24 protein-coding genes and 1 tRNA gene are annotated in these 22,641 nt (G+C 74.1%); 18 read left to right on the forward strand and 7 right to left on the reverse strand.

Annotated elements, in window-relative coordinates; all coding sequences use genetic code 11:
- Positions 1 to 2: 2 nt before the first annotated feature.
- Together KPL57_RS38480 and KPL57_RS38485 are read right to left on the reverse strand one after the other, a co-directional pair.
- Positions 3 to 1,505, reverse strand: coding sequence for an SLC13 family permease (locus KPL57_RS38480; RefSeq protein ID WP_226355418.1), 1,503 nt, complete (start codon positions 1,503 to 1,505; stop codon positions 3 to 5).
- Entirely contained in the window at positions 1,502 to 1,990 is a 489-nt protein-coding gene (locus KPL57_RS38485; protein WP_224403973.1) for a gluconokinase, read from the reverse strand. The genes KPL57_RS38480 and KPL57_RS38485 overlap by 4 nt, the downstream gene beginning before the upstream one ends.
- 198 nt (positions 1,991 to 2,188) lie before the next feature.
- Between KPL57_RS38485 and KPL57_RS38490 the strand changes: the two genes are divergently transcribed.
- Together KPL57_RS38490 and KPL57_RS38495 are read left to right on the forward strand one after the other, a co-directional pair.
- Entirely contained in the window at positions 2,189 to 2,911 is a 723-nt protein-coding gene (locus tag KPL57_RS38490) for a FadR/GntR family transcriptional regulator (RefSeq protein ID WP_226355419.1), read from the forward strand.
- Positions 2,912 to 3,077: 166 nt separating this feature from the next.
- On the forward strand, positions 3,078 to 3,965 hold the full coding sequence (locus KPL57_RS38495) for a helix-turn-helix domain-containing protein (RefSeq protein WP_226355420.1): 888 nt from the start codon (positions 3,078 to 3,080) through the stop codon (positions 3,963 to 3,965).
- A 13-nt stretch (positions 3,966 to 3,978) separates the two neighbouring features.
- Here KPL57_RS38495 and KPL57_RS70645 read toward each other — a convergent pair whose 3' ends face one another.
- Complete coding sequence (locus KPL57_RS70645) at positions 3,979 to 5,175, reverse strand: S9 family peptidase (RefSeq protein WP_226355421.1); 1,197 nt, start codon at positions 5,173 to 5,175, stop codon at positions 3,979 to 3,981.
- Between the two features lie 180 nt (positions 5,176 to 5,355).
- Positions 5,356 to 5,979, reverse strand: a complete 624-nt coding sequence (locus KPL57_RS38505) for an LpqB family beta-propeller domain-containing protein (protein ID WP_226355422.1) — start codon at positions 5,977 to 5,979, stop codon at positions 5,356 to 5,358.
- Between the two features lie 86 nt (positions 5,980 to 6,065).
- Between KPL57_RS38505 and KPL57_RS38510 the strand changes: the two genes are divergently transcribed.
- Positions 6,066 to 6,138, forward strand: a tRNA-Ala gene (locus tag KPL57_RS38510).
- A 180-nt stretch (positions 6,139 to 6,318) separates the two neighbouring features.
- On the opposite strand, the gene KPL57_RS38515 is transcribed toward KPL57_RS38510, so the two are convergent.
- On the reverse strand, positions 6,319 to 7,410 hold the full coding sequence (locus KPL57_RS38515; protein ID WP_308253077.1) for an epoxide hydrolase: 1,092 nt from the start codon (positions 7,408 to 7,410) through the stop codon (positions 6,319 to 6,321).
- Between the two features lie 187 nt (positions 7,411 to 7,597).
- Between KPL57_RS38515 and KPL57_RS38520 the strand changes: the two genes are divergently transcribed.
- The 7 genes from KPL57_RS38520 to KPL57_RS38545 all read left to right on the forward strand — a co-directional run bounded on the left by KPL57_RS38520 (position 7,598) and on the right by KPL57_RS38545 (position 14,339).
- Complete coding sequence (locus KPL57_RS38520; RefSeq protein ID WP_226355423.1) at positions 7,598 to 8,599, forward strand: YafY family protein; 1,002 nt, start codon at positions 7,598 to 7,600, stop codon at positions 8,597 to 8,599.
- A gap of 144 nt (positions 8,600 to 8,743) precedes the next feature.
- Entirely contained in the window at positions 8,744 to 9,946 is a 1,203-nt protein-coding gene (locus tag KPL57_RS38525; protein ID WP_226355424.1) for an MFS transporter, read from the forward strand.
- 270 nt (positions 9,947 to 10,216) lie between these two features.
- Positions 10,217 to 10,348, forward strand: coding sequence for a hypothetical protein (locus KPL57_RS67770; protein WP_255656391.1), 132 nt, complete (start codon positions 10,217 to 10,219; stop codon positions 10,346 to 10,348).
- Between the two features lie 150 nt (positions 10,349 to 10,498).
- Positions 10,499 to 10,906, forward strand: coding sequence for a PPOX class F420-dependent oxidoreductase (locus KPL57_RS38530; RefSeq protein ID WP_226355425.1), 408 nt, complete (start codon positions 10,499 to 10,501; stop codon positions 10,904 to 10,906).
- A gap of 216 nt (positions 10,907 to 11,122) precedes the next feature.
- Positions 11,123 to 12,682 carry a Re/Si-specific NAD(P)(+) transhydrogenase subunit alpha gene (locus KPL57_RS38535; protein ID WP_255656389.1) on the forward strand — a complete coding sequence of 520 codons (1,560 nt, stop codon included), beginning with the start codon at positions 11,123 to 11,125 and terminating at the stop codon, positions 12,680 to 12,682.
- Positions 12,683 to 12,685: 3 nt separating this feature from the next.
- On the forward strand, positions 12,686 to 14,095 hold the full coding sequence (gene pntB, locus KPL57_RS38540) for a Re/Si-specific NAD(P)(+) transhydrogenase subunit beta (protein ID WP_226355426.1): 1,410 nt from the start codon (positions 12,686 to 12,688) through the stop codon (positions 14,093 to 14,095).
- 94 nt (positions 14,096 to 14,189) lie between these two features.
- Entirely contained in the window at positions 14,190 to 14,339 is a 150-nt protein-coding gene (locus KPL57_RS38545; RefSeq protein WP_157818481.1) for a hypothetical protein, read from the forward strand.
- Positions 14,340 to 14,458: 119 nt separating this feature from the next.
- On the opposite strand, the gene KPL57_RS38550 is transcribed toward KPL57_RS38545, so the two are convergent.
- A complete protein-coding gene (locus KPL57_RS38550) occupies positions 14,459 to 14,890 on the reverse strand; it encodes an ATP-binding protein (RefSeq protein WP_226355427.1) in 432 nt (143 codons plus the stop codon).
- A 156-nt stretch (positions 14,891 to 15,046) separates the two neighbouring features.
- Here KPL57_RS38550 and KPL57_RS38555 point away from each other — a divergent pair, with 156 nt between their 5' ends.
- From KPL57_RS38555 to KPL57_RS38585, 7 genes are all read left to right on the forward strand, one after another.
- The gene (locus KPL57_RS38555; protein WP_226355428.1) at positions 15,047 to 15,967 is read left to right on the forward strand and encodes an RNA polymerase sigma factor SigF; all 921 of its coding nucleotides are present in this window, start codon (positions 15,047 to 15,049) and stop codon (positions 15,965 to 15,967) included.
- A 291-nt stretch (positions 15,968 to 16,258) separates the two neighbouring features.
- Positions 16,259 to 16,963: a hypothetical protein gene (locus KPL57_RS38560; RefSeq protein ID WP_226355429.1), complete on the forward strand. Its 705-nt coding sequence runs from the start codon at positions 16,259 to 16,261 to the stop codon at positions 16,961 to 16,963.
- A 128-nt stretch (positions 16,964 to 17,091) separates the two neighbouring features.
- Positions 17,092 to 17,808: an energy-coupling factor ABC transporter permease gene (locus KPL57_RS38565; protein ID WP_226355430.1), complete on the forward strand. Its 717-nt coding sequence runs from the start codon at positions 17,092 to 17,094 to the stop codon at positions 17,806 to 17,808.
- Positions 17,805 to 18,095, forward strand: coding sequence for an energy-coupling factor ABC transporter substrate-binding protein (locus KPL57_RS38570; protein ID WP_226355431.1), 291 nt, complete (start codon positions 17,805 to 17,807; stop codon positions 18,093 to 18,095). Before KPL57_RS38565 ends, KPL57_RS38570 begins: the two co-directional genes overlap by 4 nt.
- Positions 18,095 to 18,826, forward strand: coding sequence for a cobalt ECF transporter T component CbiQ (gene cbiQ, locus KPL57_RS38575; protein WP_226355432.1), 732 nt, complete (start codon positions 18,095 to 18,097; stop codon positions 18,824 to 18,826). Before KPL57_RS38570 ends, cbiQ begins: the two co-directional genes overlap by 1 nt.
- On the forward strand, positions 18,823 to 19,671 hold the full coding sequence (locus tag KPL57_RS38580; RefSeq protein ID WP_226355433.1) for an energy-coupling factor ABC transporter ATP-binding protein: 849 nt from the start codon (positions 18,823 to 18,825) through the stop codon (positions 19,669 to 19,671). Before cbiQ ends, KPL57_RS38580 begins: the two co-directional genes overlap by 4 nt.
- A gap of 5 nt (positions 19,672 to 19,676) precedes the next feature.
- Complete coding sequence (locus tag KPL57_RS38585; protein ID WP_226355434.1) at positions 19,677 to 20,510, forward strand: SAM-dependent methyltransferase; 834 nt, start codon at positions 19,677 to 19,679, stop codon at positions 20,508 to 20,510.
- 6 nt (positions 20,511 to 20,516) lie between these two features.
- Here KPL57_RS38585 and KPL57_RS38590 read toward each other — a convergent pair whose 3' ends face one another.
- Complete coding sequence (locus KPL57_RS38590) at positions 20,517 to 21,332, reverse strand: crotonase/enoyl-CoA hydratase family protein (RefSeq protein WP_226355435.1); 816 nt, start codon at positions 21,330 to 21,332, stop codon at positions 20,517 to 20,519.
- A 79-nt stretch (positions 21,333 to 21,411) separates the two neighbouring features.
- Between KPL57_RS38590 and KPL57_RS38595 the strand changes: the two genes are divergently transcribed.
- Complete coding sequence (locus KPL57_RS38595) at positions 21,412 to 22,641, forward strand: MFS transporter (RefSeq protein ID WP_226355436.1); 1,230 nt, start codon at positions 21,412 to 21,414, stop codon at positions 22,639 to 22,641.

The following is a 22,641-nucleotide window of genomic DNA, read 5'->3' on the forward strand; positions in this document are numbered from 1 at the left end:
GGTCAGATCACCAGGTCGATCAGCAGCACCAGGACCAGGCCGGAGACCGAGATGACGGTCTCCATGATCGACCAGGTCTTTATGTTCTGGCCGACGGTGAGCCCGAAGTACTCCTTGACCAGCCAGAACCCGGCGTCGTTGACGTGGGAGAAGAACAGCGAGCCCGCGCCGATCGCCAGTACCAGCAGCGAGGTCTGGGTCGGGTCGAGCGTCGGCAGCAGCGGGACGAGGATGCCCGCGGCGGTCACCGTCGCGACGGTCGCCGACCCGGTCGCGAGCCGGATCGCCACCGCGACCAGCCAGCCCAGCAGCAGCGCGGAGATGCCGGCGCCGGTGGCCCAGCCGGCGATCATCGCGCCGATCCCGGTGTCGACCAGGGTCTGCTTGAACCCGCCGCCCGCGGCGACGATCAGCACGATGCCGGCGATGGCGGGCAGCGACCTCTCCAGCGAGCCCATGATCCCGGCGCGGTTCATGCCGGATCCGGTGCCGAGGGTGACCATCGCGACCAGCACCGACAGCAGGAGCGCGACCAGCGGGGTGCCGACGAAGTCCAGCGCGGCGCGCACCGGGTTGCCCTCGGGCGCGGCGATGTCGCCGACGGCCTTGCCCATCATCAGCACGACCGGCAGCAGCACGGTGAGCAGCGTGGCGGCGAACCCGGGGCGCCGGGTGGGCCCGCCGTCCGGGGCGTCGCGGTCGACGGCGGCGTCGTCGCCGGAGCCGCTGCCGGAGCCGGTGTCCGGGTCGGTGCCGGTGGTGGCGCCGGCCGACCCGCCGGACGCGGTGCTGCTCCCGGCGGCGACCCGGGACTCGAAGAGCGCGGGCGGGGACACGTCGACCCAGCGGGCCGCGACCTTGGCGAACAGCGGCCCGGCCAGGACGACGACCGGGATCGACACGAGCACGCCGAGGACCAGGGTGATGCCCAGGTCGGCGTCGAGGATGCCGATCGCGGCGAGCGGGCCGGGGTGCGGCGGGACCAGGCCGTGCATGGCGGAGAGCCCGGCCAGTGCCGGGATGCCGACGGCGATCAGCGAGACCTGGGCGCGGCGCGCGACCAGGAAGATGACCGGCATCAGGATGACCAGGCCGATCTCGAAGAACATCGGCAGGCCGATCAGCGCGCCGACGGCGGCCATCGACCACGGCAGGGTCCGCGGGCCGGAGCGGGAGACGATCGTGTCGACCAGCCGGTCGGCGCCGCCGGAGTCGGCGAGCAGCTTGCCGAACATCGCGCCCAGCGCGATCAGCGTGCCGACGCTCGCGGCGGTGGAGCCGAAGCCGTCGGAGAAGGCCTCCACGGCGTCGCCCATCGACATGCCCGCCACGCCCGCGACGAGCAGCGAGCCGATGGTCAGTGCGAGGAACGGGTGCAGCGAGAACCGCGTGATCAGCAGGACCAGCGCGATGATGCCCACCAGTGCGGCGGTCACCAGGCGACCGGCGGAGGCGACCGGCTGGGCCTGCTCCGCGGCCAGGACGAGTGCGGGGTGCAGCGTCATCGCGGGGCCACCTCCGGCCCGGTCACGGCGACGGCGCCCGCGACGATCTCGTCGACCGGCCGGCGGATGTCCAGCGTCGTCCCGGCCTCGTCGGCGGCCAGCGGCTCCAGGGTGGCCAGCTGGGAGTCGAGCAGCGCGGTCGGCATGAAGTGCCCGGAGCGCCCGCCCATGCGCTCGGCGAGCACGGCGGCGTCGCCGGACAGGTGCACGAACACCGTCGACGGCGCGTGCGAGCGCAGCCGGTCGCGGTAGGCGCGGCGCAGCGCCGAGCAGGCGACGACGAGCCCGGTGCCGGTGTGCTCGGCCAGCCGGGCGCCGACGGCGTCGAGCCAGGGCTCGCGGTCGGCGTCGGTGAGCGGGATCCCCTGGGTCATCTTCGCGACGTTCGCGGCCGGGTGCAGGCCGTCGGAGTCGGTGAAGGGGACACCGAGGGCGTCGGCGAGGGCGGCGCCGACGGTGGACTTCCCGGAGCCGGACACCCCCATCACGACGACGAGGGGGCGGGGTGGCTGCTGCGTCACTGCATCGGCTCCTCACGGGTGTGGCGGCATCGGCACACGGACCGGGGGTACCCCGCCCGTTGCGGGACCAGCGTCGGTCATAAGTAGTACTTTTTCAATACCGAATCGGTTCAGGTATGTCGAATCGCCTCGCTGCGACGATGGAGTGGCACGATTCGGCTCGTGGGTGGCGCAACGGAGGGTCTGCACGGGGACGTCCTGGACCGGCTCGGTACCGCGATCGCCGCGGGGACCATCGGGGCGGGCGAGGTCCTGCGGGCCGAGGAGCTGGTCGCGCGCTACGGCGTGTCGCGCACCGTCGTCCGGGAGGCCGTGCGCGTGCTGGAGTCGATGGGCCTGGTGCGCAGCAGGCGCCGGGTCGGCACGACGGTCGCCCCGCGGGAGCAGTGGAACGTGCACGACCCGCGGGTGATCCGCTGGCGGCTCGACGGTCCCGGCCGCGACGAGCAGCTGCGGTCGCTGTCCGAGCTGCGCTGCGGGGTGGAGCCGCTGGCCGCCGAGCTGGCCGCCGACCGGGCCACCCCCGAGCAGTGCGGTGTGCTCGTCGGCGCGGTGATGGACATGACCGTGCACGGGCGGTCCGGGGACCTGCTGGCCTACCTGGAGGCCGACGTCGTGTTCCACCGCACGCTGCTCGCGGCCTCGGGCAACGAGATGGTGGCCGCGCTGGGCGACGTCGTCGCCGAGGTGCTGGCCGGGCGCACCCGGCACCACCTGATGCCCAGCCGGCCGGAGCCGGACGCGATCCGGCTGCACCGCGACGTCGCCGACGCCGTCCGGTCCGGTGACCCGGCGGGTGCCGGAGCGGCGATGCGCGAGATCCTGCGTGAGGCGGACGCGGCGATGCGGGCCGGTGTGGCGCGCGCTCCGGGTCCCCGATTGTGATGATGGTGCGGATTCGGACGTATCAATCCGTCGTCCGCAATCGATCATAGGGGAGACCGTCGTGTGCGACGGGGCCGCGGCACCACGTCGCGGGACGGTGCCGAATGAGTGAGATGATCTCGCAATGTCCGTACGGCGGGTGACGGAAGAACTGCAACGTCTGGGCATGTCGGGGTACGAGGCGAAGGCCTACGTCGCCCTGGTCAGTGCCGGCGAGGCGGTGAACGGCTACGAGGTGGCGAAGCGGTCGGGGGTGCCGCGCAGCACCGTCTACGAGACGCTGGGCAAGCTCGTCGGCCGCGGCGCGGCGTTCGAGGTGCGGGCCGCCGACGGCACCGGCTACGTCCCGCTGCCGCCCGCGACGCTGCTGGAGCGGATGCGCCGCGACTTCGACCGCACGCTGGGCATCCTGCAGAACGAGATCCCGCGGCTGACCGCGCCACCGCAGGTGCGGCTGGTGCACTCGCTGACCGAGCGGCGCATGCTGCTCGAGCGGGCCGAGGACGTCGCCGCCGCGGCCCGCTCCGAGCTGTACGTGCTCGGCTGGCCGGAGGACGTCGAGGCCCTCAAGCCCACGATCCGCCGGGCCGAGGAGCACGGCGTCGACGTGGCCACGGTCGTCTTCGGCCCCGACGACGACCCGGTCGGCTGGCACACCGAGCACCGCTACTCCGAGCCCTCGGCGGTCGAGGACAACCTCGGCCGGCGGATGCTCATCGTCGTCGCGGACCGGGACCAGGCCGTGATCGGGGGGCTCACCGCCGACCGCACCTGGGGCCTCTACACCGACGACCCGGCCGCGGTGCTGCTCGCGCACCTCTACGTGCGCCACGACATCGCGATCCACCGCGTCGCCGACCGGTTCGCCGAGCACGGGTTCGACGAGTTCTGGGTCGACGACCCCGCCCTGCGACGGCTCCGCGAGCCCGTCGGCGAGCCGGTCCGGGCCACCGACGGCGCGCCCCGCTCCGTCGGCCCGGAGACCGACACCGTCGGCGACCTCGACGGCGCCGACGGGACCGACGAGGACGACGACCGGAGCCGGGCCGGCTGAGCGGCCCCGGGGCTCAGCCCGCAAGCACCTGCTCCGGCCTGCGCCCACCCAGGTGCCGGCCGAAGAAGTCGAGGATGATCTGCGCCCGCTGGACGCGGTGGCGCGGCGACCCGTCGCGTGACATCCCGTGGCTCTCCTCCGGGAACCGCCAGTACTCCACCGCCCGCCCGAGCAGCCGCAGCGCGACGAACAGCGCGTCGGCCTGCTCGACCGGGCACCGCAGGTCGTCCTCGGAGTGCAGGATCAGCATCGGCACATCGATGCCGCGGACGTGGTGCAGCGGAGACATCCGCCGGTACTCCTCCGGCGCGTCCAGCAGCGAGCGGCCCAGCTCGTGGCCGAACCACCCGGCGGCGTCGGAGCTCCAGTCCAGCGACTCCAGGTTGTTCACCGCCCGCTCGCTGCACGCGGCGGCGAACCGGGCGGAGTGGTGGGCGGCCAGCCACGAGGTGAGGTAGCCGCCGTAGGACCCGCCGAGGACGCCCACCCGGTCCCGGTCGACGGCCGCGAGGGCGCCGTCGAGCGCGGCGAGCACGTCGTCGGCGTCGATCCCGCCCCACCCGGTCCCGGGTGCGGTCTCCGCCAGCGGGCTGCGGATCGCCCGGACCCGGTCCTGGGTGTAGCCGGTCGAGCCGTGCGGGTTGCACCAGACGACCGCGTAGCCGGCGCCCGCCCACAGCCGGAACTCGTCGAACCAGGCGTCGGCGTACTGGGTCATCGGGCCGCCGTGGATCGACAGCAGCACCGGGATCCGCCCGCCGTCGCCGGTGGCGGGCTCGTCGGGCAGCAGCACCCAGGTGTCGACGTCGCCGTCCCCGGCCGGGGACGGCACGGCCAGCCGCACCGGGGTGCGCCCGCGCGGCACGGCGTCGTGGAAGGGCTCGGTGAGCGAGGTGAGCCGGCGCAGCGACCCGTCGTCGGTGACGTGCAGCTCGCCGAGATGGTCGTGGTCGGTGACCAGGACGACGGTGGTCCCGCCCGCGCGGTCGTAGGCGGTCACCGCCCGCTCGCCGGTCAGCAGCGCCTGCGCGGTGCCCGCCCCCGCGCCGTCGGCCGCGACCCGGTACAGGTGGACCCCGCCACGGTCCTCGCAGGACACGAGCAGGTGGCCGTCGTCCCAGATCGGGGGGCGGGCGCCGGGGAAGGGCCGCCAGGTGCGGTCGATGCCGGTCGCGAGGACGTCCTCCCGCCCGGTCGCGACGTCGACCACCGCCGGCGACGCGTGCGCCGGGGTCGCCAGGTGGTCGTCGGAGGCCAGGGTGGCCAGCCGGGTGCCGTCCGGCGACCAGGACGGGTGCGTGTGATGGCGTCCGGTGCGGGTGAGCCGCCGCGGCCCGTCCCCGCCGCCCGTGGCGTCGACCAGGTAGATCCGCGCGGTCTCGTCCAGGTCTCAGTCCGGCTCGCGGTCCGCGACGACGGCCAGCGTCCGCCCGTCCGGCGACCAGGCGGGCGACGAGTGCTCGTACGGCCCGCCCGCGACGGCCACCGGGTCGCCACCCCCGGCGTCGACGACGAACACCGTCGACGGCCGGTCGATGATCCACCCCTCCCCGTCCAGCCGGCTGAACAGCCGGTCGATCCGGCGCGGCTCGCGGGCCCGGTCGTCGTCGCCGGTGGCCCAGCGGGCCGCCCGCTCCCGGGACACGAACGCGATCCGTGTGCCGTCCGGCGACCACACCGGCTCGGACACCGGCTCCGGACGCTCGCAGACCACCACCGGCTCGCCCGGGACCCCGATCGGCAGCACCCGCAGCTGCGCGCCGCCGCCCTCCCGCCCGGTGACGACGGCCAGCCGCGTCCCGTCCGGCGACCAGGCGGGGGAGGAGTCGCCGTGCTCGGAGCCGGTCAGCCGGCGCGGCGGACCGCTCCCGTCGGTCGGGGTGAGCCAGATCGCAGTGCGGTACCGGTTGGCGCCGAGGTCGACGCGGCGGACCGCGACGGCGACGACCGTGCCGTCCGGGGACACCGCGGGGGCGCCGAGCGTGACCAGTCGTCCGATGTCAGAGGGCTGCACGGGGCCGACGGTAGGTGCCGGTGCCGCCCGGGGCACCCCCCTTTCCGAGCCGGAAACCGGCCCGTGTAGTGTTCTTCATGTCGCAAGGGGCTGTGGCGCAGCTGGTAGCGCACTTGACTGGCAGTCAAGGGGTCAGGGGTTCGAATCCCCTCAGCTCCACCCGAGACGAATCATCAGAACCCCGATCTCTTTCAGAGGTCGGGGTTCTGACGTTGTGGCCGTGGTGAGCTCTTTCCGCATCGTGCACCGGCGGTCCGCCACGCCGTGACGAGGATCCGATCCCGGGGCGGGAGGCCGGTCAGGACCCGATGCCCGGTGGCCCGTGCGGCCCGATCCACGTCAATCGCGTCCGCGGAAGAACTCCTGGATGTCGGTCACCAGCAGCTCCGGCACCTCCATCGCCGGGAAGTGCCCACCGCGGTCGTGCTCCGTCCACGCTGCGTGCGCACCAGCCGGGTCCACCTCGCGACGGACCGACAGATCCGCCGCGAAGACGGACACCGCGGACGGCGGGGCGGGCGGCGGCGTCCATCCGCCCGCGTCGCTCCACCCACCCGAGTCGCCCCAGCCCACCTCCTTGTCCCCGGCCGGTTGAGCGAAGGCCTTGTACGCCTGCATCCCCTCGTAGAGCGTGTGCGCGGTCGACCAGCCCAGCTCGTTGAACCAGTACAGGCTCACGGTGGTGAGGAGCAGGTCGAGGTCGACGGCGTCCTCGGGCAGCTCGTGCGACGGATCGGTCCACTCCGCGAACTTCTCCACGATCCACGCGAGCTGCGCGACGGGGGAGTCCGTGAGCCCGTAGGCGATCGTCTGTGGCCGGGTGGCCTGGATGTGCAGGTAGCCTGTGCCGTCGTCGCGGAACGTGTTGAACCGCTGCGCGCGGTCGAGGTCGCTGCCCGCCAGCCCGTCGAGGGACACCTCCGGGCCGAGCGGGAACGGGGTGGGACCGTTGACGTGGGTGGCGATCACCCGTCCGGCCGCGGCCATCGGCAGCATCGCGACCACGCCCGAGCCGACGTCGGTCCCCTGGGCGAGGAATCGGTCGTAGCCCAGCCTCGTCATGAGCTCGGCGAACGCCCCGGCGACCCGGAACAGGTCTCCCCAGCCCGCCTCGGTGACCGCGGAGAACCCGAATCCGGGCAACGAGGGCAGCACCAGGTGCACCGCATCCTCCGCACGGCCGCCGTGCGTCACCGGGTCGGTGAGCGGGCCGACGACGTCGAGGAACTCGGCGAACGAGCTGGGCCACCCGTGCAGCATCAGCATCGGTCGCGCCTCGGGCTCGGGGGAGCGCACGTGCGCGAAGTGGATCGGCTGCCCGTCGATCTCCGTGACGAACTGCGGCAGCGCGTTGAGCCGGGTCTCGGCCGCGCGCCAGTCGAACGTGTGTTGCCAGTACTCGGCGATCCGGCGCAGGTAGCTGGTCGGCACGCCCCGGCCCCAGCCCAGCCCGGGCAGCTCGCGGGCCCAGCGGTGTTCGCTATACGCGCCCGCATGTCGTCGAGTTCGGTCTGCGCGACGTCGATCCGGAACGGGTGGATGCCGTTGTTCGTCATGTCCGGAACGGTAGGAGCCAATGCGGCAGATTTCGTTCCGCGAGCGGCTAGGTTCGTCGTCGATGATGTCGACCTCGGCGCGTCTGCTCCGCCTCCTCTCGCTCCTGCAGGCCCACCCGTCGACGGGCGCGGACCTCGCCGGGGAACTGGGCGTCTCCGCCCGCACCGTGCGCAACGACGTGGAGAAGCTGCGTGAACTCGGCTATCCGGTGGAGGCCGTACGGGGGGTCGGCGGAGGCTACCGGCTGGGTGCGGGTGGGTCCCTTCCTCCGCTGCTGCTCGACGACGACGAGGCCGTCGCGGTCGCCGTCGCCCTCCGGACCGCCGCCGGCGGAACCGTGGCCGGCATCGAGGAGACCGCGGTGCGGGCGCTGGCCAAGCTGGAGACGGTGCTGCCGTCCCGGCTGCGGCACCGGATCGGCACGTTGCTCGCGCACACGGTCACCGTGCCGGGCTCGCTGACCGGCCTGCCCGGTGGCGCGACCGTCGACCCGGCCGTGCTGACGGCGCTGGTGGCGGCCCGCCGGGACCACGAATGCCTACGCGTCGACCTGGTGGACAACAGTGGCGCGACGACCCGGCTGGTGGTGGAGCCCTACCAGATCGCGCACCTGCTCGGCCGCTGGTACCTCGCCGCCTACGACCGCGGATCGGCCGACTGGCGGGTCCTCCGCGTCGACCGTCTGACCCCGTGCGTACCGAACGGGCCGCGATTCGTCCCCCGCCCTCCACCGCCGCAGGGCATGGACGAACTGGTCGCTCACGGCGCTGCTCGCGCGACGTGGGAGTTCTTCGCGCGGATCCGGCTGCACGCACCGATGGAGGCCGTGGCGCAGCGACTACCGCGCACGGCCGGCACACTCACCACGATCGACGCCCGATCGTGCTGGCTCGACACCGGCGCGGACGATCCGGCGACGCTGCTGCGATACCTGTCCATGCTCGACCTGGACTTCTCCGTGCACGACTCCCCGGAACTGGCCGCCGAGCTGCGCAAACTGGCGGGACGGTACGCCGGTGCCGTCGCCGACGGGGACGACACCGATCCACCGGGGATCCGGTAGACGGTGGCCGTTGCGTGATCGTCCTCGCTCGAGGCCCGACGGGCAGCGAACCACCGGTTCTCGGTGATCTGCGGGCGGGGCCGGACGTGGGCGCCGAGGCGATCCTGCTTGCCCCGATCCCGGGCGCGGCCCGATGATTCCCCGGTGAGCGAGGTCACGCGGACCGTCCGCCGGGTCCGGATCACCCAGCTCGTCGGGTCCACAGTGGACGGCGCAGTACTGGCCACGGCGGTGCTGTACTTCAGCACCCGGGTCGGCCTGGCCGCGGAGACGGTCGGGATCGTGCTGGCCGCGGCCGCAGCCTGTGCGCTGGCACTGTCGGTGCCGATCGGGGTGCTCGCGGATGCCATCGGTCTGCGACGGGCGGGCGTCGGACTGAGCGGGCTGGTGGTCGTCGCGCTCGTGGTCTACGCGCTGGCCGGCGGGCTCGTCTCCTACGCCGCCGGAGCGATCTGCTTCGTCGTCGCGCAGGCCGGGATGGGCGCGGTCCGCCAGGCCGTCGTCGCCGCGATGGTGCCGCCGCAGGACCGGGTACGCGCCCGGGCAGTACTGCACACACTGCTCAACGCCGGGATGGGTCTCGGCACGGTGTGGGGCGCAGTGGTGCTGGCCGTCGACTCGGCGGTGCTCTACCGGGCGACGTTCGTGGGCGGGGCGGTCGCGGCACTCGCCTGCGCGGTGCTGTTCGCCGGGCTGCCCGCCTCGGCCGGGACCGCGGGCGGGGTCGCAGCGGGCCGACGGCCCGGGCTCACCGCCCTGCGCGACGGCCGGTTCGTCACGGTGACCGGCCTGTCCGCACTGCTGCAGCTCACGATGCCGGTGCTCAGCGTGATCCTGCCGCTCTGGGTGGCCACACGGACCGGCGCCCCGGAATGGATCGCTGCCGTCGCGCTCGGGCTGAACACGGTCCTCGTCCTGCTCGTCCAGACCGCCTGGGCGGCGCGGATCGTCACCGCCGCGGCCGCCCGGCGCTCGGCCGTGGTCGCAGGGACAGCGCTCCTCGTCTCATGTGTCCTGATCGGATTCGCGGGCAGTGCGGGCGGAGTGGTGCTGCCCGCGGTGCTGGTGCTCATGGGGGTGACGGTGCTGACCGCGGGCGAGATCGGGGCGGGGGCGGCGACGTGGTTCGCCGCGTTCGGCTCCGTCCCGGACGGCGCCCAGGGCCAGTACCAGGCCGTGTTCGGGATGGCGGCCTCGCTCGCCCGGATCGTCGGACCGGCGCTCGTGCTGCCACTCGTACTCGCGACCGGCGCGTTCGGCTGGCTGGCGGTCGGCGCCGTGATGGCCGCCGCGGGCGCGGCGCTCGCCGTCCTCACCGGCCGACGGACCAGCCCGGCAGAGCTGTGATCCTGCTCGACGACCGTCGGCCGGTCGTGCTGCCCGGACTGGTCGGTCGAGCTGCCGGGAACGGTGGCCGCTGCCGCACCTGAGCTCGTCGGGGGAGACCCTGACCGGGGCCCGCTGTCCCGAAGGTCGTCGGTCCCGGCTTCGCCGCCACCGTCGGGTCCGGGGCCGGCGCCCACGCCGGCTCCACCGATGCCCACGGCACCCCGGCCGCGCCCGGTACCGAACCGGCGCTCGTTGCCGTCGGTTCCGGGCCCGCACTGCGGTCCGGGCATGATCTGCCCCCTCATCGACGAGCTCCGCTCGGCACGGGAGCCGACGTCGGAGCAGGTCCTGGAGGCAGCGCCTGTCGAGCGGGTCCGCGCCGAGCTGGAGCAGTCCGCCGGGCACGGGTCGGCACGTTGAGTACCCGTGCGGCCCGCGTCGGGCTCGGCGCCGACCTCCACGTCGACGGCGGGGAGAACCGGATCCGGGCGGCGGCCGCCCGGGGCCACTACCGTGACGTCCGCGCCGACGGCCCCGCCGACGTCCACCGGATCCCCGGAAGGCTGCCCCATGAGCGCACCCCCGCCGTTGCCCGACGACCTGGTCGACCTCCTCCGGAGGGCGTCCCCGTGCTGGGTCGCCACGACCATGCCCGACGGTTCGCCCCAGCTGACCCAGACCTGGTGCGACACCGACGGCGAGCACATCCTGATCAACACCGTGGAGACCCACCAGAAGGCCCGCAACCTCGCCCGCGACCCCCGGGTCTCGGTCGCCGTCGCCGATCCGGACCAGCCCATGCGCTACATCAGCGTGCGGGGGCGGTGCGTCGCGGCCACCACCGACGGTGCGGCCGAGCACATCGACCAGCTGTCGCAGAAGTACCTGGGCCGGCCGTACCCGGGCTTCGGCGGTGGGGCCGGGACGCGGCTGCTCCTGACCATCGTCGTCGACCGGATCGTGCATCCCGGGGGATGACCGGTCCCGGCCCGGGACGGTCGGCCCCTCCCGACGACGGGTCCGCACGCACGATCTTCGCGATACGCTCCCGCCCGGCACCGCCTGCCCGTACGAAGGGGTGGGATCCTGGCCTGTGACGCAGTCGTGACTGCACGCGCCCGCTTCCGGCATTACCTTCCGAAAGGCCCGCGACCGGCGCGAGCGACGACGCGCGCGCGAGATCGAGGAGAGTGCATGAGCGACAGCCCTGAGCCGTCGGGACCGGCGATGCGGATCGGCGTGGCCGCGGAGGCGGAGCCCGAGACCCGCGTGGCGATGAGCCCCGAGACCGTCGCGAAGGTCGTCGGTCTCGGCTACGCCGCCACCGTCGAGTCCGGGGCCGGTGCCCACGCCGGCTTCACCGACGAGGCCTACGCCGAGGCCGGTGCCGACGTCGTCGACGGTCCCGTGTGGGACAGCGACATCATCGTGATGATCAACCCGCCGGCGCCCGAGGAGATCGGCAAGCTGCGCGAGGGCTCGGTACTGATCGCCATGCTCGCGCCGCGCTTCGAGGCCGAGCGGACCGAGGCGCTCACCGCCCAGGGCGTCACCGCCCTGTCGATGGACGCGGTGCCGCGGATCTCGCGGGCCCAGTCGATGGACGTGCTGTCGTCGATGGCCAACATCGCGGGCTACCGGGCGGTGATCGAGGCGGCCCACGTGTTCGGCCGGTTCTTCACCGGTCAGGTCACCGCGGCGGGCAAGGTCCCGCCGGCGAAGGTGCTCGTGGCCGGGGCGGGCGTCGCCGGGCTCGCCGCCATCGCCGCGGCGAACAGCCTGGGAGCGGTCGTGCGGGCCACCGACCCGCGCTCCGAGGTCGCCGACCAGGTGCGGTCGCTCGGTGGCGAGTACCTGGCGGTCGAGGTGGAGCAGGAGGCCTCCACCGACGGCTACGCCAAGGCCACCTCGGCGGACTACGACAAGCGCGCGGCCGAGATCTACTCCGAGCAGGCCGCGGACTGCGACATCATCATCACCACCGCGCTGATCCCGGGGCGCCCCGCGCCGAAGCTGATCACCGCCGCGGACGTCGCGTCGATGCGCCCGGGCAGCGTGGTCGTCGACATGGCGGCCTCGCAGGGCGGCAACGTCGAGGGCTCGGTGGCCGGCGAGGTCGTCGTCACCGACCACGGTGTGACGGTCGTCGGCTACACCGACCTGGCCGCCCGGCTGCCCGCGCAGGCGTCGCAGCTCTACGGCACGAACGTGCTCAACCTGCTCAAGCTCATGACCCCGGAGAAGGACGGGCGGCTCGCGCTCGACCTCGACGACACCGTCGTCCGCGGCATCACCACCGCGCACGCGGGAGAGACGCTCTGGCCGCCGCCCGAGGTGAAGGTGAGCGCGGCGCCCGCGACCCAGCCGGCCGAGGAGCCGAAGGAGAAGGAGCCGGAGAAGCCGCGGTCCCCGTACGCGGGGCTCGCCGCCGGGATCGTCGGCGCGCTGGCGCTGTTCGCGGTCACGGCGCTGGCCCCGGCCGAGCTCGCCGGGCACCTCACGGTGTTCGTGCTGGCGATCGTCATCGGCTTCTACGTCATCGGCAACGTGCACCACGCGCTGCACACGCCGCTGATGTCGGTCACGAACGCGATCTCCGGGATCATCGTCGTCGGCGCGATCCTGCAGATCGGCACCGGCGGCGACGCCCTGGTCATCGGGCTCGCCGCGGTCGCGGTGCTGCTCGCCGCCATCAACATCGTCGGTGGCTTCGCGGTGACCCGCCGCATGCTGCAGATGTTCACGAGGAGCTGAGCCGTGCAGACGTGGACCACTGCGGCGTACCTGATCGCCGCGATCCTGTTCGTGATCAGCCTCGCCGGGCTGTCGAGGCACGAGACCTCGCGCTCCGGGGTGCTGTTCGGCATCGCCGGCATGACGATCGCGCTGGTCGCCACGGCCGTCGTCGCGCTCGGCCAGGCGTCCGGGCTGGGCGTCGCCCTGCTGCTGGTCGCCGTCGTCGTCGGCGGGGCGATCGGGCTATGGCGGGCCCGCGTCGTCGAGATGACGGGGATGCCCGAGCTCATCGCGCTCATGCACAGCTTCGTCGGCCTCGCCGCGGTGCTGGTGGGCTGGAACGGCTTCCTGGAGGTCGAGTCCGGTCACCTGCAGCTCGAGGGCTCGCTGCTGGGCATCCACCACGCCGAGGTCGCCGTCGGCGTCTTCATCGGTGCGGTGACCTTCACCGGCTCGGTGATCGCCTACCTGAAGCTGTCGGCGAAGATCAAGTCGGCGCCGCTGATGCTGCCCGGCAAGAACGTCCTCAACCTCGGCGCGCTCGTGGCGTTCGCGGTGCTGACGGTGTTCTTCGTCGTCTCGCCGCAGGTGTGGATCCTGGCCGTGCTCACGGTGCTGGCGCTGCTGCTCGGCCTGCACCTGGTCGCCTCGATCGGCGGCGGTGACATGCCGGTCGTGGTGTCGATGCTGAACTCGTACTCCGGCTGGGCCGCCGCGGCGGCGGGCTTCCTGCTCGGCAACGACCTGCTGATCATCACCGGCGCGCTCGTCGGGTCCTCCGGTGCCTACCTGTCCTACATCATGTGCAAGGCGATGAACCGGTCGTTCGTCTCGGTCATCGCCGGTGGCTTCGGGGCCACCTCCTCGGCGGCCGCCGCGGTGGAGGGCGAGCACCGCGAGGTCGACGCCGACGGCGTCGCCGAGCTGCTCGCGAACGCCGAGAGCGTCGTCATCACCCCCGGCTACGGCATGGCGGTCGCCCAGGCCCAGTACCCGGTGGCGGAGCTGACCCGCTCACTGCGCGACGCCGGCGTGAACGTGCGCTTCGGTGTCCACCCGGTCGCGGGGCGGCTCCCCGGGCACATGAACGTGCTGCTCGCCGAGGCCCAGGTGCCCTACGACATCGTCCTGGAGATGGACGAGATCAACGACGACCTCGCCGAGACCGACGTCGTGCTGGTCATCGGCGCCAACGACACGGTCAACCCGGCCGCGTCGGAGGACCCGGGCTCGCCGATCGCCGGGATGCCGGTGCTGCGGGTGTGGGACGCCAAGGACGTGATCGTGTTCAAGCGGTCGATGGCCACCGGCTACGCGGGCGTGCAGAACCCGCTGTTCTTCCGGGACAACACCCAGATGCTGTTCGGCGACGCCAAGGAGCGCGTGCAGGACATCCTGTCCTCGATCAAGAGCCTCGCGAAGTCGGGCTGACCGGCGGGCGACTTCACCCGGGCGGGGCGCAGGTGTTACCGAGCCGACTCCTGCGCTCCGCTTGCCCGGAACGTCCGGTGGGCACTCTGTGTCCATGAGTGAGAGCAGCACGCAGCACGCGAACACGACCTGGCCCCACCCCGAGAGCGAGCAGGCCCGCCACGACGGGCGCTACACCCCGGTCGCCCGTGCCGGGCACCGCGGACACCGGTCCGACGACCCGTCCACCTCCATGCGGGACTGACCACTCGCACCACCACGCCTGGTCCGCAGCCGGATCGGGCCCGATGAGAACCGGTCGCCGTCACCCGCCCTCGGGCGTGGGGTGCGGCGACCCTGTCGTCGCGGGGGTCCCCGGACCGGTCAGGACGCGGGGATGCAGAGCCCCGGACAGCGGCCGATCCGGCCCTGGAACGAGACGGTGGTCCCGTCGGGACCCGGCTCCACCCGTACGTCCTCCGCGACCGCCTCGATCATCCCGATGCCCCGTCCGCGGTGGCCGGGGTCGGTGGGCGGGTCGCGCCAGCGCCCGCGGTCGCTGACCTCCATCCGCACCCGGTACCCCTCGGCCTCACCGCGCAGCAGGACCGTCGCGGCCCCGTCCGAGCCCGCGGCCCCGTAGGCGTGCTCGATGCTGTTGGAGACGGCCTCGTTCACCGCGAGGACGAGATCCTGGACGGTCGGGCACTGTTCGTCGGTCCCGCACAGCGACGCGAGCCACCTCCCGGTCTCCCGGCGGGAGCGACCTGCCGACCCGGGTTCGACGGGCAGCTCGACACGCAGAGTCGGGGACATGGGAGAGCAGTACCCACCAGGTCGCCGTGCAACTCATCGGAGTGACCGTCGATCGAAACTCGACCAGGTCACGCGAAGTTCGACATGCGGGCCGGCGACACCCGGCCTACCGTCGGTCGGTGATGACAGTCGATCATCGCCGGCCGCGGAGACGGCATGGCTGAGCCGAGCACGGACGCCGAGGGAGCCGAGGCGTCGCGCGCCGACGACACGGTGGGGGACCCGGTGGACGGCACGAGCGGCGACACCGCCGACGGCACGACCGGGCCCGCCCACGAGGCCGCGGACACCCGCCCCGACGAGTACGCCCACCTCCTCGCGCCCCTGCACGCCTTCGCCGCCGCCGACCCCGACGACCCGGAGCGGGAGCGGCTGCGCTCCGAGCTGGCGAGGGGCTTCCACCCGGTGGTCCGGCACATCGCCGGGCGCTACCGGCACCGCGGCGAGCCCGTCGAGGACCTGGAGCAGGTCGGCACGATCGGGCTGATCAACGCGCTGGACCGGTTCGACCCGGGCCAGGGCACCCCGTTCCTGGCCTACGCCGTCCCCACGATCACCGGGGAGATCCGCCGGTACTTCCGCGACCGCACCTGGTCGATGCGCGTGCCGCGGCGGCTCAAGGACATTCAGAGCCGCATGACCCGCGCCCAGGAGGAGCTGGCCTCGCGGCACGGCCGCGCCCCCAAGGTCTCCGAGCTCGCCGAGCACCTCGGCATCAGCCGCGAGGAGGTCATCGAGGGCCTGCAGGCCCAGGACTCCTACCGGTCGGACTCGCTCGACCAGCTCGTCGGCGACACCGACAACCCGCTCGGCGAGATCGTCGGGGGCATCGACGCCGGGATGGACGCGGTCGAGGCCCGCGAGTCGCTGCGACCCGCCCTGCGCAAGCTCCCCGAGCGGGAGCGGACCATCCTCATGCTGCGGTTCTTCGGCAACCAGACCCAGACCCAGATCGCCGCCCAGGTCGGGCTGTCGCAGATGCACGTGTCGCGGCTGCTCGCCCGGACCCTGGTGACCCTGCGCGGCCACCTCGCCGACGAGCAGACCCACCACGACGGGGTCCCCGAGGCCGGCTGACGCCCGCCCGCTACGACGACCGGGTGGCCGTGGTGGTCCGACCGGGGCAACCGGGCCGGTCCTGATCACCTCGCCGTCACCTGCGCGTTTCCCCACCGGCCTCCCGGGGCACCCTGTCGTGTTCCGCGCACGCCGTCGTCCGTCCACCGGGCCACGGTGTCGCGCACACCGAGACATTCAGCGAGACCGTCGTCCCGCGACCCGTCACCCGCACGTGCGCGGCCGGTCGGTGCTCCCACCGACCGGTACCGCGGCGTGCCGTCGGTCGCGACGACAGGAGAGGACCCGGGTATGGCCGTGCAGGAGAAGATGTTCGCCACCAAGCGTGACCGCAAGGAGGCGGAGCGGTCGTCGGCCGCGGCCGCCGGGCGCGCCGAGGTGGCGGCCGCCAAGGCGGAGCGGGCCGCCGCGAAGGCGCAGCAGGCCGCGCTGATCGCGGCCGGTGCCGCCGGCTCGGCCCAGGAGGCCGGGACGTCGGGCCCGTCGGCGAAGGACGCGAAGGCCGGGAAGAAGGCCGACGCGAAGAAGGGCAAGAAGGACAAGAAGGGCGGCCGGAAGGCCGTCGAGGCCGCGAAGGCCGACACGAAGAAGGCCCGCCGCGCGGAGGAGAAGGACGCCGAGAAGGCCGTCCGCGCCGCCGAGAAGGCCGAGAAGAAGGCCCGCAAGCAGGCGAAGGCCGAGCGTGCGGAGCAGGAGAAGGCCGCGGCCGCGGAGAAGAAGGCCGCCAAGAAGGCCAAGGCAGCGCGGCTGGAGAAGGTCGCCAAGCGCGACGCCGCCGCGAAGGCGGAGAAGAAGGCCCGCAGGCTGGCGAAGGAGCAGGTCGTCGCCGGCCGGCCGGGCAGCGGGGTCGGTACGCCCGAGACCACGCCCGCCGAGCGGGAGAACCGTCGTCGCGAGGCCGAGCAGGAGGCGGGCCGGCTCGCCGCCGCGGCCGAGCACAAGGCCACCGCCGAGCGCCCCGCCGAGGTGCACCACACCAACGGCCTGCGCCTCTGACGGCACACCGCAGCCACCGGTGACGCCCGGGCCCGGCCGGGTCCGGGCGTCGCCGTGTGTCAGGGCCTGCACACCTGACCGGATGTTCAGGCTTGCACGATCGAATGACGTGGCCGTAGCGTTCGCCCGTGCACATCGCCGAGGGCTATCTGCCGCCGCTGCACGCGGCGGCCTGGACCGTCGTCGCCGCGCCGTTCGTCGTGCACGGCGCCCGCGCCGTGGTGCGCCGCGTGCGGGAGGACCCGGACACCAAGCTGCTGCTCGCCGCGGCGGGCGCGTTTACCTTCGTCCTCTCGGCGCTGAAGATCCCGTCGGTGACCGGGTCGTCGTCGCACCCGACCGGGACCGGGCTGGGCGCGGTGCTGTTCCGACCACCGGTGATGGCCCTGCTCGGGACGGTGGTGCTGTTCTTCCAGGCCGTCCTGCTCGCCCACGGCGGGCTCACCACGCTCGGCGCCAACGCCTTCTCGATGGCGATCGCCGGGCCGTGGATCGCCTACGGCGCCTACGTCGTGGTCCGCAGGCTCGGGGGCTCGCTGGGACCCGCGGTGTTCGCCGCGGCCTTCCTCGGTGACCTCGGCACCTACACGATCACCAGCGCGCAGCTCGCGCTCGCGTTCCCCGACCCCACCTCCGGGTTCGGCGGAGCGTTCGTCACCTTCGCCTCGATCTTCTCGATCACGCAGATCCCGCTGGCCGTGGCCGAGGGGCTGCTGACGGTGCTCGTCGTGCGGCTGCTCGTGCGCATCACCCCGGACGAGCTGCGCCGCCTCGGCGTGCTGCGCCCGGCGACCACCGCCGCGACCGGTCCCACCGCCACCACCGAGAAGGAGGCGTCGGCGTGAGCCGCTCGACCGTCGTGAACATCCTGCTGGTCGTCGCCGTCGTCGCGTTGTTCGCGGTGCCGGTGCTGTTCGTGCCCGGCGAGTACGCCGGGTCCGACGGCCAGGCGGGCGAGGCCATCGAGGCCACCGGTTACGAGCCGTGGTTCAGCCCGGTGTGGGAGCCGCCGTCGGGCGAGATCGAGTCCGGCATCTTCGCGATGCAGGCCGCGGCCGGCGCGGGCGTGCTCGGCTACTGCATCGGCGTCGCCCGCACCCGCAGCCGGGAGAAGGCCGCCCGGCAGACCTGATGCTGCTGATCGACGAGACCGCCCACGCCAACCGCTGGCGGTCCCGGCACCCGGGGGAGAAGGCGTTCCTCGCCCTGGGGCTGCTGCTGCTCGCCGTCGCGCTCCCGCCGTGGCCGGGGGCCGTGCTGACCGGTGCCGCGGCGCTGGCGCTGCTGCTGGCCGGGGCCCGGGTGCCGTGGCGGACCGCGCTGCGGCTGCTCGCGCTGCCCCTCGGGTTCGTGATCGTGGGGGCGCTGCCCCTGCTGGTGACCGTGGGCGGGGACCCCTGGCTCGCGCTCGCGTCGGGCGGGCCGGCCCGGGCGGCCGCGCTCGTCGGACGCTCGCTGGCGGCGGTGTCCTGCCTGATCCTCTTCGCCGCGACGACGCCGCTCGCCGACACCCTGCCCCGGCTGCGGTGGGTGCCGCCGGCCGTCCTGGAGATCACCCTGCTCGTGTACCGGATGCTGTTCCTGCTGCTGGACTCGCTGACCGCGGTCCGGGAGGCCCAGTCCCTCCGGATGGGGTTCCGGACGCGGCGGACCACCTTCCGGTCGCTGGCCGGGCAGGGTGGGGCCGTGTTCGTCCGCGCCTTCGACCGTGCCCGCCGCCTCGAGGCCGGCCTCGCCTCCCGCGGCTACGACGGCTCGCTGCGCGTCCGGGTACCCGCCCGCACCGTCTCGCCCGCCTTCGTCGCGGCGAGCGCGGTGTTGCTCGTCGCCGTGCCGGTCCTGGCCCTGGTGGTCGTCCCGTGACCGCGGTCCTGGAGGCCCGCGGGCTGGTCTTCGCCTACCCGGACGGGCCGGTCGTGCTCGACGGGGCGGACCTCGTCGTCGACCCGGGGCGCAGGCTCGCGGTGCTCGGCCCCAACGGCGGCGGCAAGACCACCCTGTTCCGGCTGCTGCTCGGGCTGCTCGCCCCGTCGGCCGGGCAGGTCCTGCTCGACGGCGAGCCGGTCCGCCGCACCCGCCGCGGGCTGGTGCGGCTGCGCGAGTCCGCCCAGCTCGTCCTGCAGGACCCCGACGACCAGCTGTTCTCCGCCGACGTCGCGCAGGACGTGTCGTTCGGCCCGCTGAACCTCGGTCTCGACGAGGCCGAGGTCGACGCCCGGGTGCACGAGGCGCTGTCCGCCGTCGGCGTCGCCGACCTCGCCGACCGGCCGACGCACCGGCTGTCGTTCGGGCAGCGCAAGCGGGTCGCTATCGCCGGGGCCCTCGCCGTCCGGCCCCGGGTGCTGGTGCTCGACGAGCCGACTGCGGGCCTGGACCCGGCCGGGGTGGAGGAGCTCGTCGTCGTGCTGGCGGACCTGCAGCGCGCCGGGACCGCGGTCGTGCTGTCCACACACGACGTCGACCTCGCCCACCGCTGGGCCGACGACGTCGCCGTCGTCGCGCGCGGGCGGGTCCGGCGCGGCCCGGCCGCGGAGATCCTCGGCGATGCCGCGCTGCTCGCCGACGCCCGGCTCGGTCCGGCCTGGGCACCCGCGGTCGCGCGGCTGCTCGCGCTGGCGGGGCACCCCGGCGTGGCCCCCGGCACGGCGGCGGAGCTGCACGATGTCCTATCGGGACTTGCGACCCGGGAGACACCGGCGAGAGGGTGACGCCCATGACCACCCCGGAGCCCGTGCCCGACCCGGTGGACGAGATCGACCTGTCGCTCCCCAACCCGGCCCGCGTCTACGACTACATGCTCGGCGGCGCCCACAACTTCGCCACCGACCGCGAGTTCGCCGAGCGTGTGCTCGCCGTGCTCCCGGACACGCGGGAGCTCGCGCTCGCCAACCGGGCCTTCCTCGGCCGGGCCGTGCGGGCCTGCCTCGACCGCGGGCTGCGCCAGTTCCTCGACCTCGGCTCCGGCATCCCCACCGCCGAGCCGGTGCACGAGATCGCCCACCGCGCCGACCCGGCGGCGCGCGTCGCCTATGTCGACGTCGAGCCGGTCTCGGTCGCGATGAGCCGCCAGATCCTGACCGGTGTGGACGGTGCCTCGATCACCGCCGCCGACCTCACCGACGCCGAGGCCGTGCTCGCCGCGCCGGGTGTGGCGGGCCTGCTCGACCCGGCCGAGCCGGTCGCCGTGCTCGCGGTGTCGGTGCTGCACTTCGTCCGCGACGACGACCTGCTCGGCGCCCTGTTCGACCGCTACGTGACGGCGTTCGGGCCCGGCAGCATGCTCGTCGTGTCCCACGGCAGCACCGACGTCGACGACCCGCACACCGCCGAGCGGATGCGCACCATCGAGCGGTTCACCCGGGACACCGCGCAGCCGGCGCGGTCCCGGGACCGCGCCCTGCTGCGCAGGCTGCTCGTCGACCGGCCCGGGCACCGGCTGGAGCTGCTGGAACCGGGCCTGGTCGACGTCAGCGACTGGCGGGCCGAGGACGGGCAGCCGCCCGCCGGGATGTACGCGGTCGTCGGGGAGGTCGTCCCGCGACGGTAGGCCGGGTCAGTCCCGGTAGACGCCCTGGCGCTTCTCCATGAACGCGCTGACGGCCTCGGTCAGGTCGGCCGAGACCAGCTGGCCGCCGTTCCAGGTGGCGATCTGGTCGAGCCCGTCGGCGACCGAGTGGTCGCGGGCGTAGGTGATCGCGTGCTTGGTGCCGCGCAGCGCCAGCGGCGACTTCGCGGCCAGCGACGCGGCCAGCTCGGCGACGCCCGCCTCGAGGGCGTCGGCGTCGGGGTACACGCCGTTGACCAGGCGCAGCTCCTTCGCCTCGGTGCCCGACACCGGCCGGCAGGTGTAGGCCATCTCGCGGGCCACACCCTCGCCGACGATCCGCGGCAGCCGCTGCAGCACGCCGACGTCGGCGGCCAGGCCCATGTCGACCTCCTTCAGCACGAACGACGCGTCGGCGGTCGCGTAGCGCAGGTCGCAGGCGACGGCCAGGTCCAGGCCGGCCCCGATGCAGACGCCCTGGATCGCGGCGACGACCGGCTTCCGGCAGCGCTCGATCGCGGTGAGGCAGTCCTGCAGGTCGAGAATGGTGCGGCGCAGCGCGTCGGCGCCGTGCCCCATCGAGTCGTCCGACGCGGTCTCGCGCAGCCCGCCCAGCATCGACACGTCGATGCCCGAGCAGAAGTGCCGCCCGTTGCCGCTGATCACCACGACCCGCACGGCGGGGTCGGCGTCCAGCTCGCGCACCGCGTCGCGCAGCCCGAACCACATCGGCTCGTGCAGCGCGTTCGCCGCCTTCGGGCGGTCCAGGCGCAGTCGCGCGACCCCGTCCGCCACCTCGACCGCGATCCCCGTCGGTTCACCCATGTCGCGTCACTCCGTCCTCGTCGCCGGTCCTCGCTGCGGAGGCTACCGGTAGGTAACCCCCGGCTGGCAGGATGCGGCGGTGCGGCAGGGAGGCCGGGGGGACCGGACGTGGCTCGCGGCCTGCGGGCTGCTGTTCGCGACGGCGTTCGGCACGAACGTCCCGACCCCGCTGCTGCTGGTCTACCGGGCCGAGCTCGACCTGTCGGCGAGCACGCTCGCCGCGATCTTCGGGGTGTACGCGCTCGGGCTCGCACCGTCGCTGCTGCTGGGCGGGCCGGCGTCGGACCGGTTCGGGCGGGTGCGGGTGCTGCTGCCCGTCGCCGCCGGGGTCGCGGGGGCGTCGCTGCTGTTCCTCGGCGGGGCGTCGGCACTGTGGCTGCTGTTCGCGGCCCGGTTCCTGCAGGGGCTGGCGTCCGGTGCGGTGTTCTCGGTGGGCAGCGCCTGGCTGCAGGACCTCGCCGGGCCGGACGGCGCGCCGCGGGCCGCGCGGGCGGCGTCGGTCGCCCAGACCGCCGGCTTCTGCCTCGGGCCGCTGACCTCCGGGCTGCTCGCGACCTCCGGGCCGCTGCCGCTGGCCCTGCCCTACCTCGTGCACGTGGCCCTGCTGGTGGTGGCGGTCGCCGCGGTGCTCGCCACCGTCGGGACGGGGACCCGCCCGGCCGGGCCGCCGTCCCGCGGCCTGCTGCCCCGGCCGGGCCTGACCTCGGCCGCGCGGCGGGTGTTCGTGCGGGTGGTCGTGCCGACCGCGGTGTGCGTGTACGCGTTCCCGTCGGTCGCGGTGACCGTGCTGCCGCTGCTGCTGCCCGGGATCTCCGGTGCGGTCGCGTTCACCGGGCTGCTCGCCGCGCTGACCCTGGGCACCGGGACACTGGTGCAGCCGTTCGCGCACCGCCTCGGCCGCCGCACCGGGCCCGCCGGGGCCGGGCTGGGCGCCCTCGGGGCCGCCGCCGCGACGCTCACCGCGCTGCTCGCGCCACCCGGACCGGCCGCCGTCGCGGGCGTCGCGGTGGCCGGGGTGTTGTTCGGCGCGGGTGGCGGGCTCTGCCTCAACGCCGGGCTCACCCGCGTCGGCCGGCTGGCGCCGGCGTCCGGGCGGGGCGCGGTGAACGGGCTGTTCTACACCGCCGCCTACACCGGGTTCGCCGCGCCGTGGCTGGCCACCGCGTTCGTCGCGACGACGGCGCTCGCCGCCCCGCTGGCGGTGCTCGCCGTCGCGGCCGCGGTCACCGCCGGGTGGCTCGCGGTCCGCTCCGGGGACCCGGACCGGGCACGCGGTCCCGGCCGGTCCCCGGACGCCCCGCCGTCCTAG

Source organism: Pseudonocardia sp. ICBG601 (assembly GCF_020496245.1).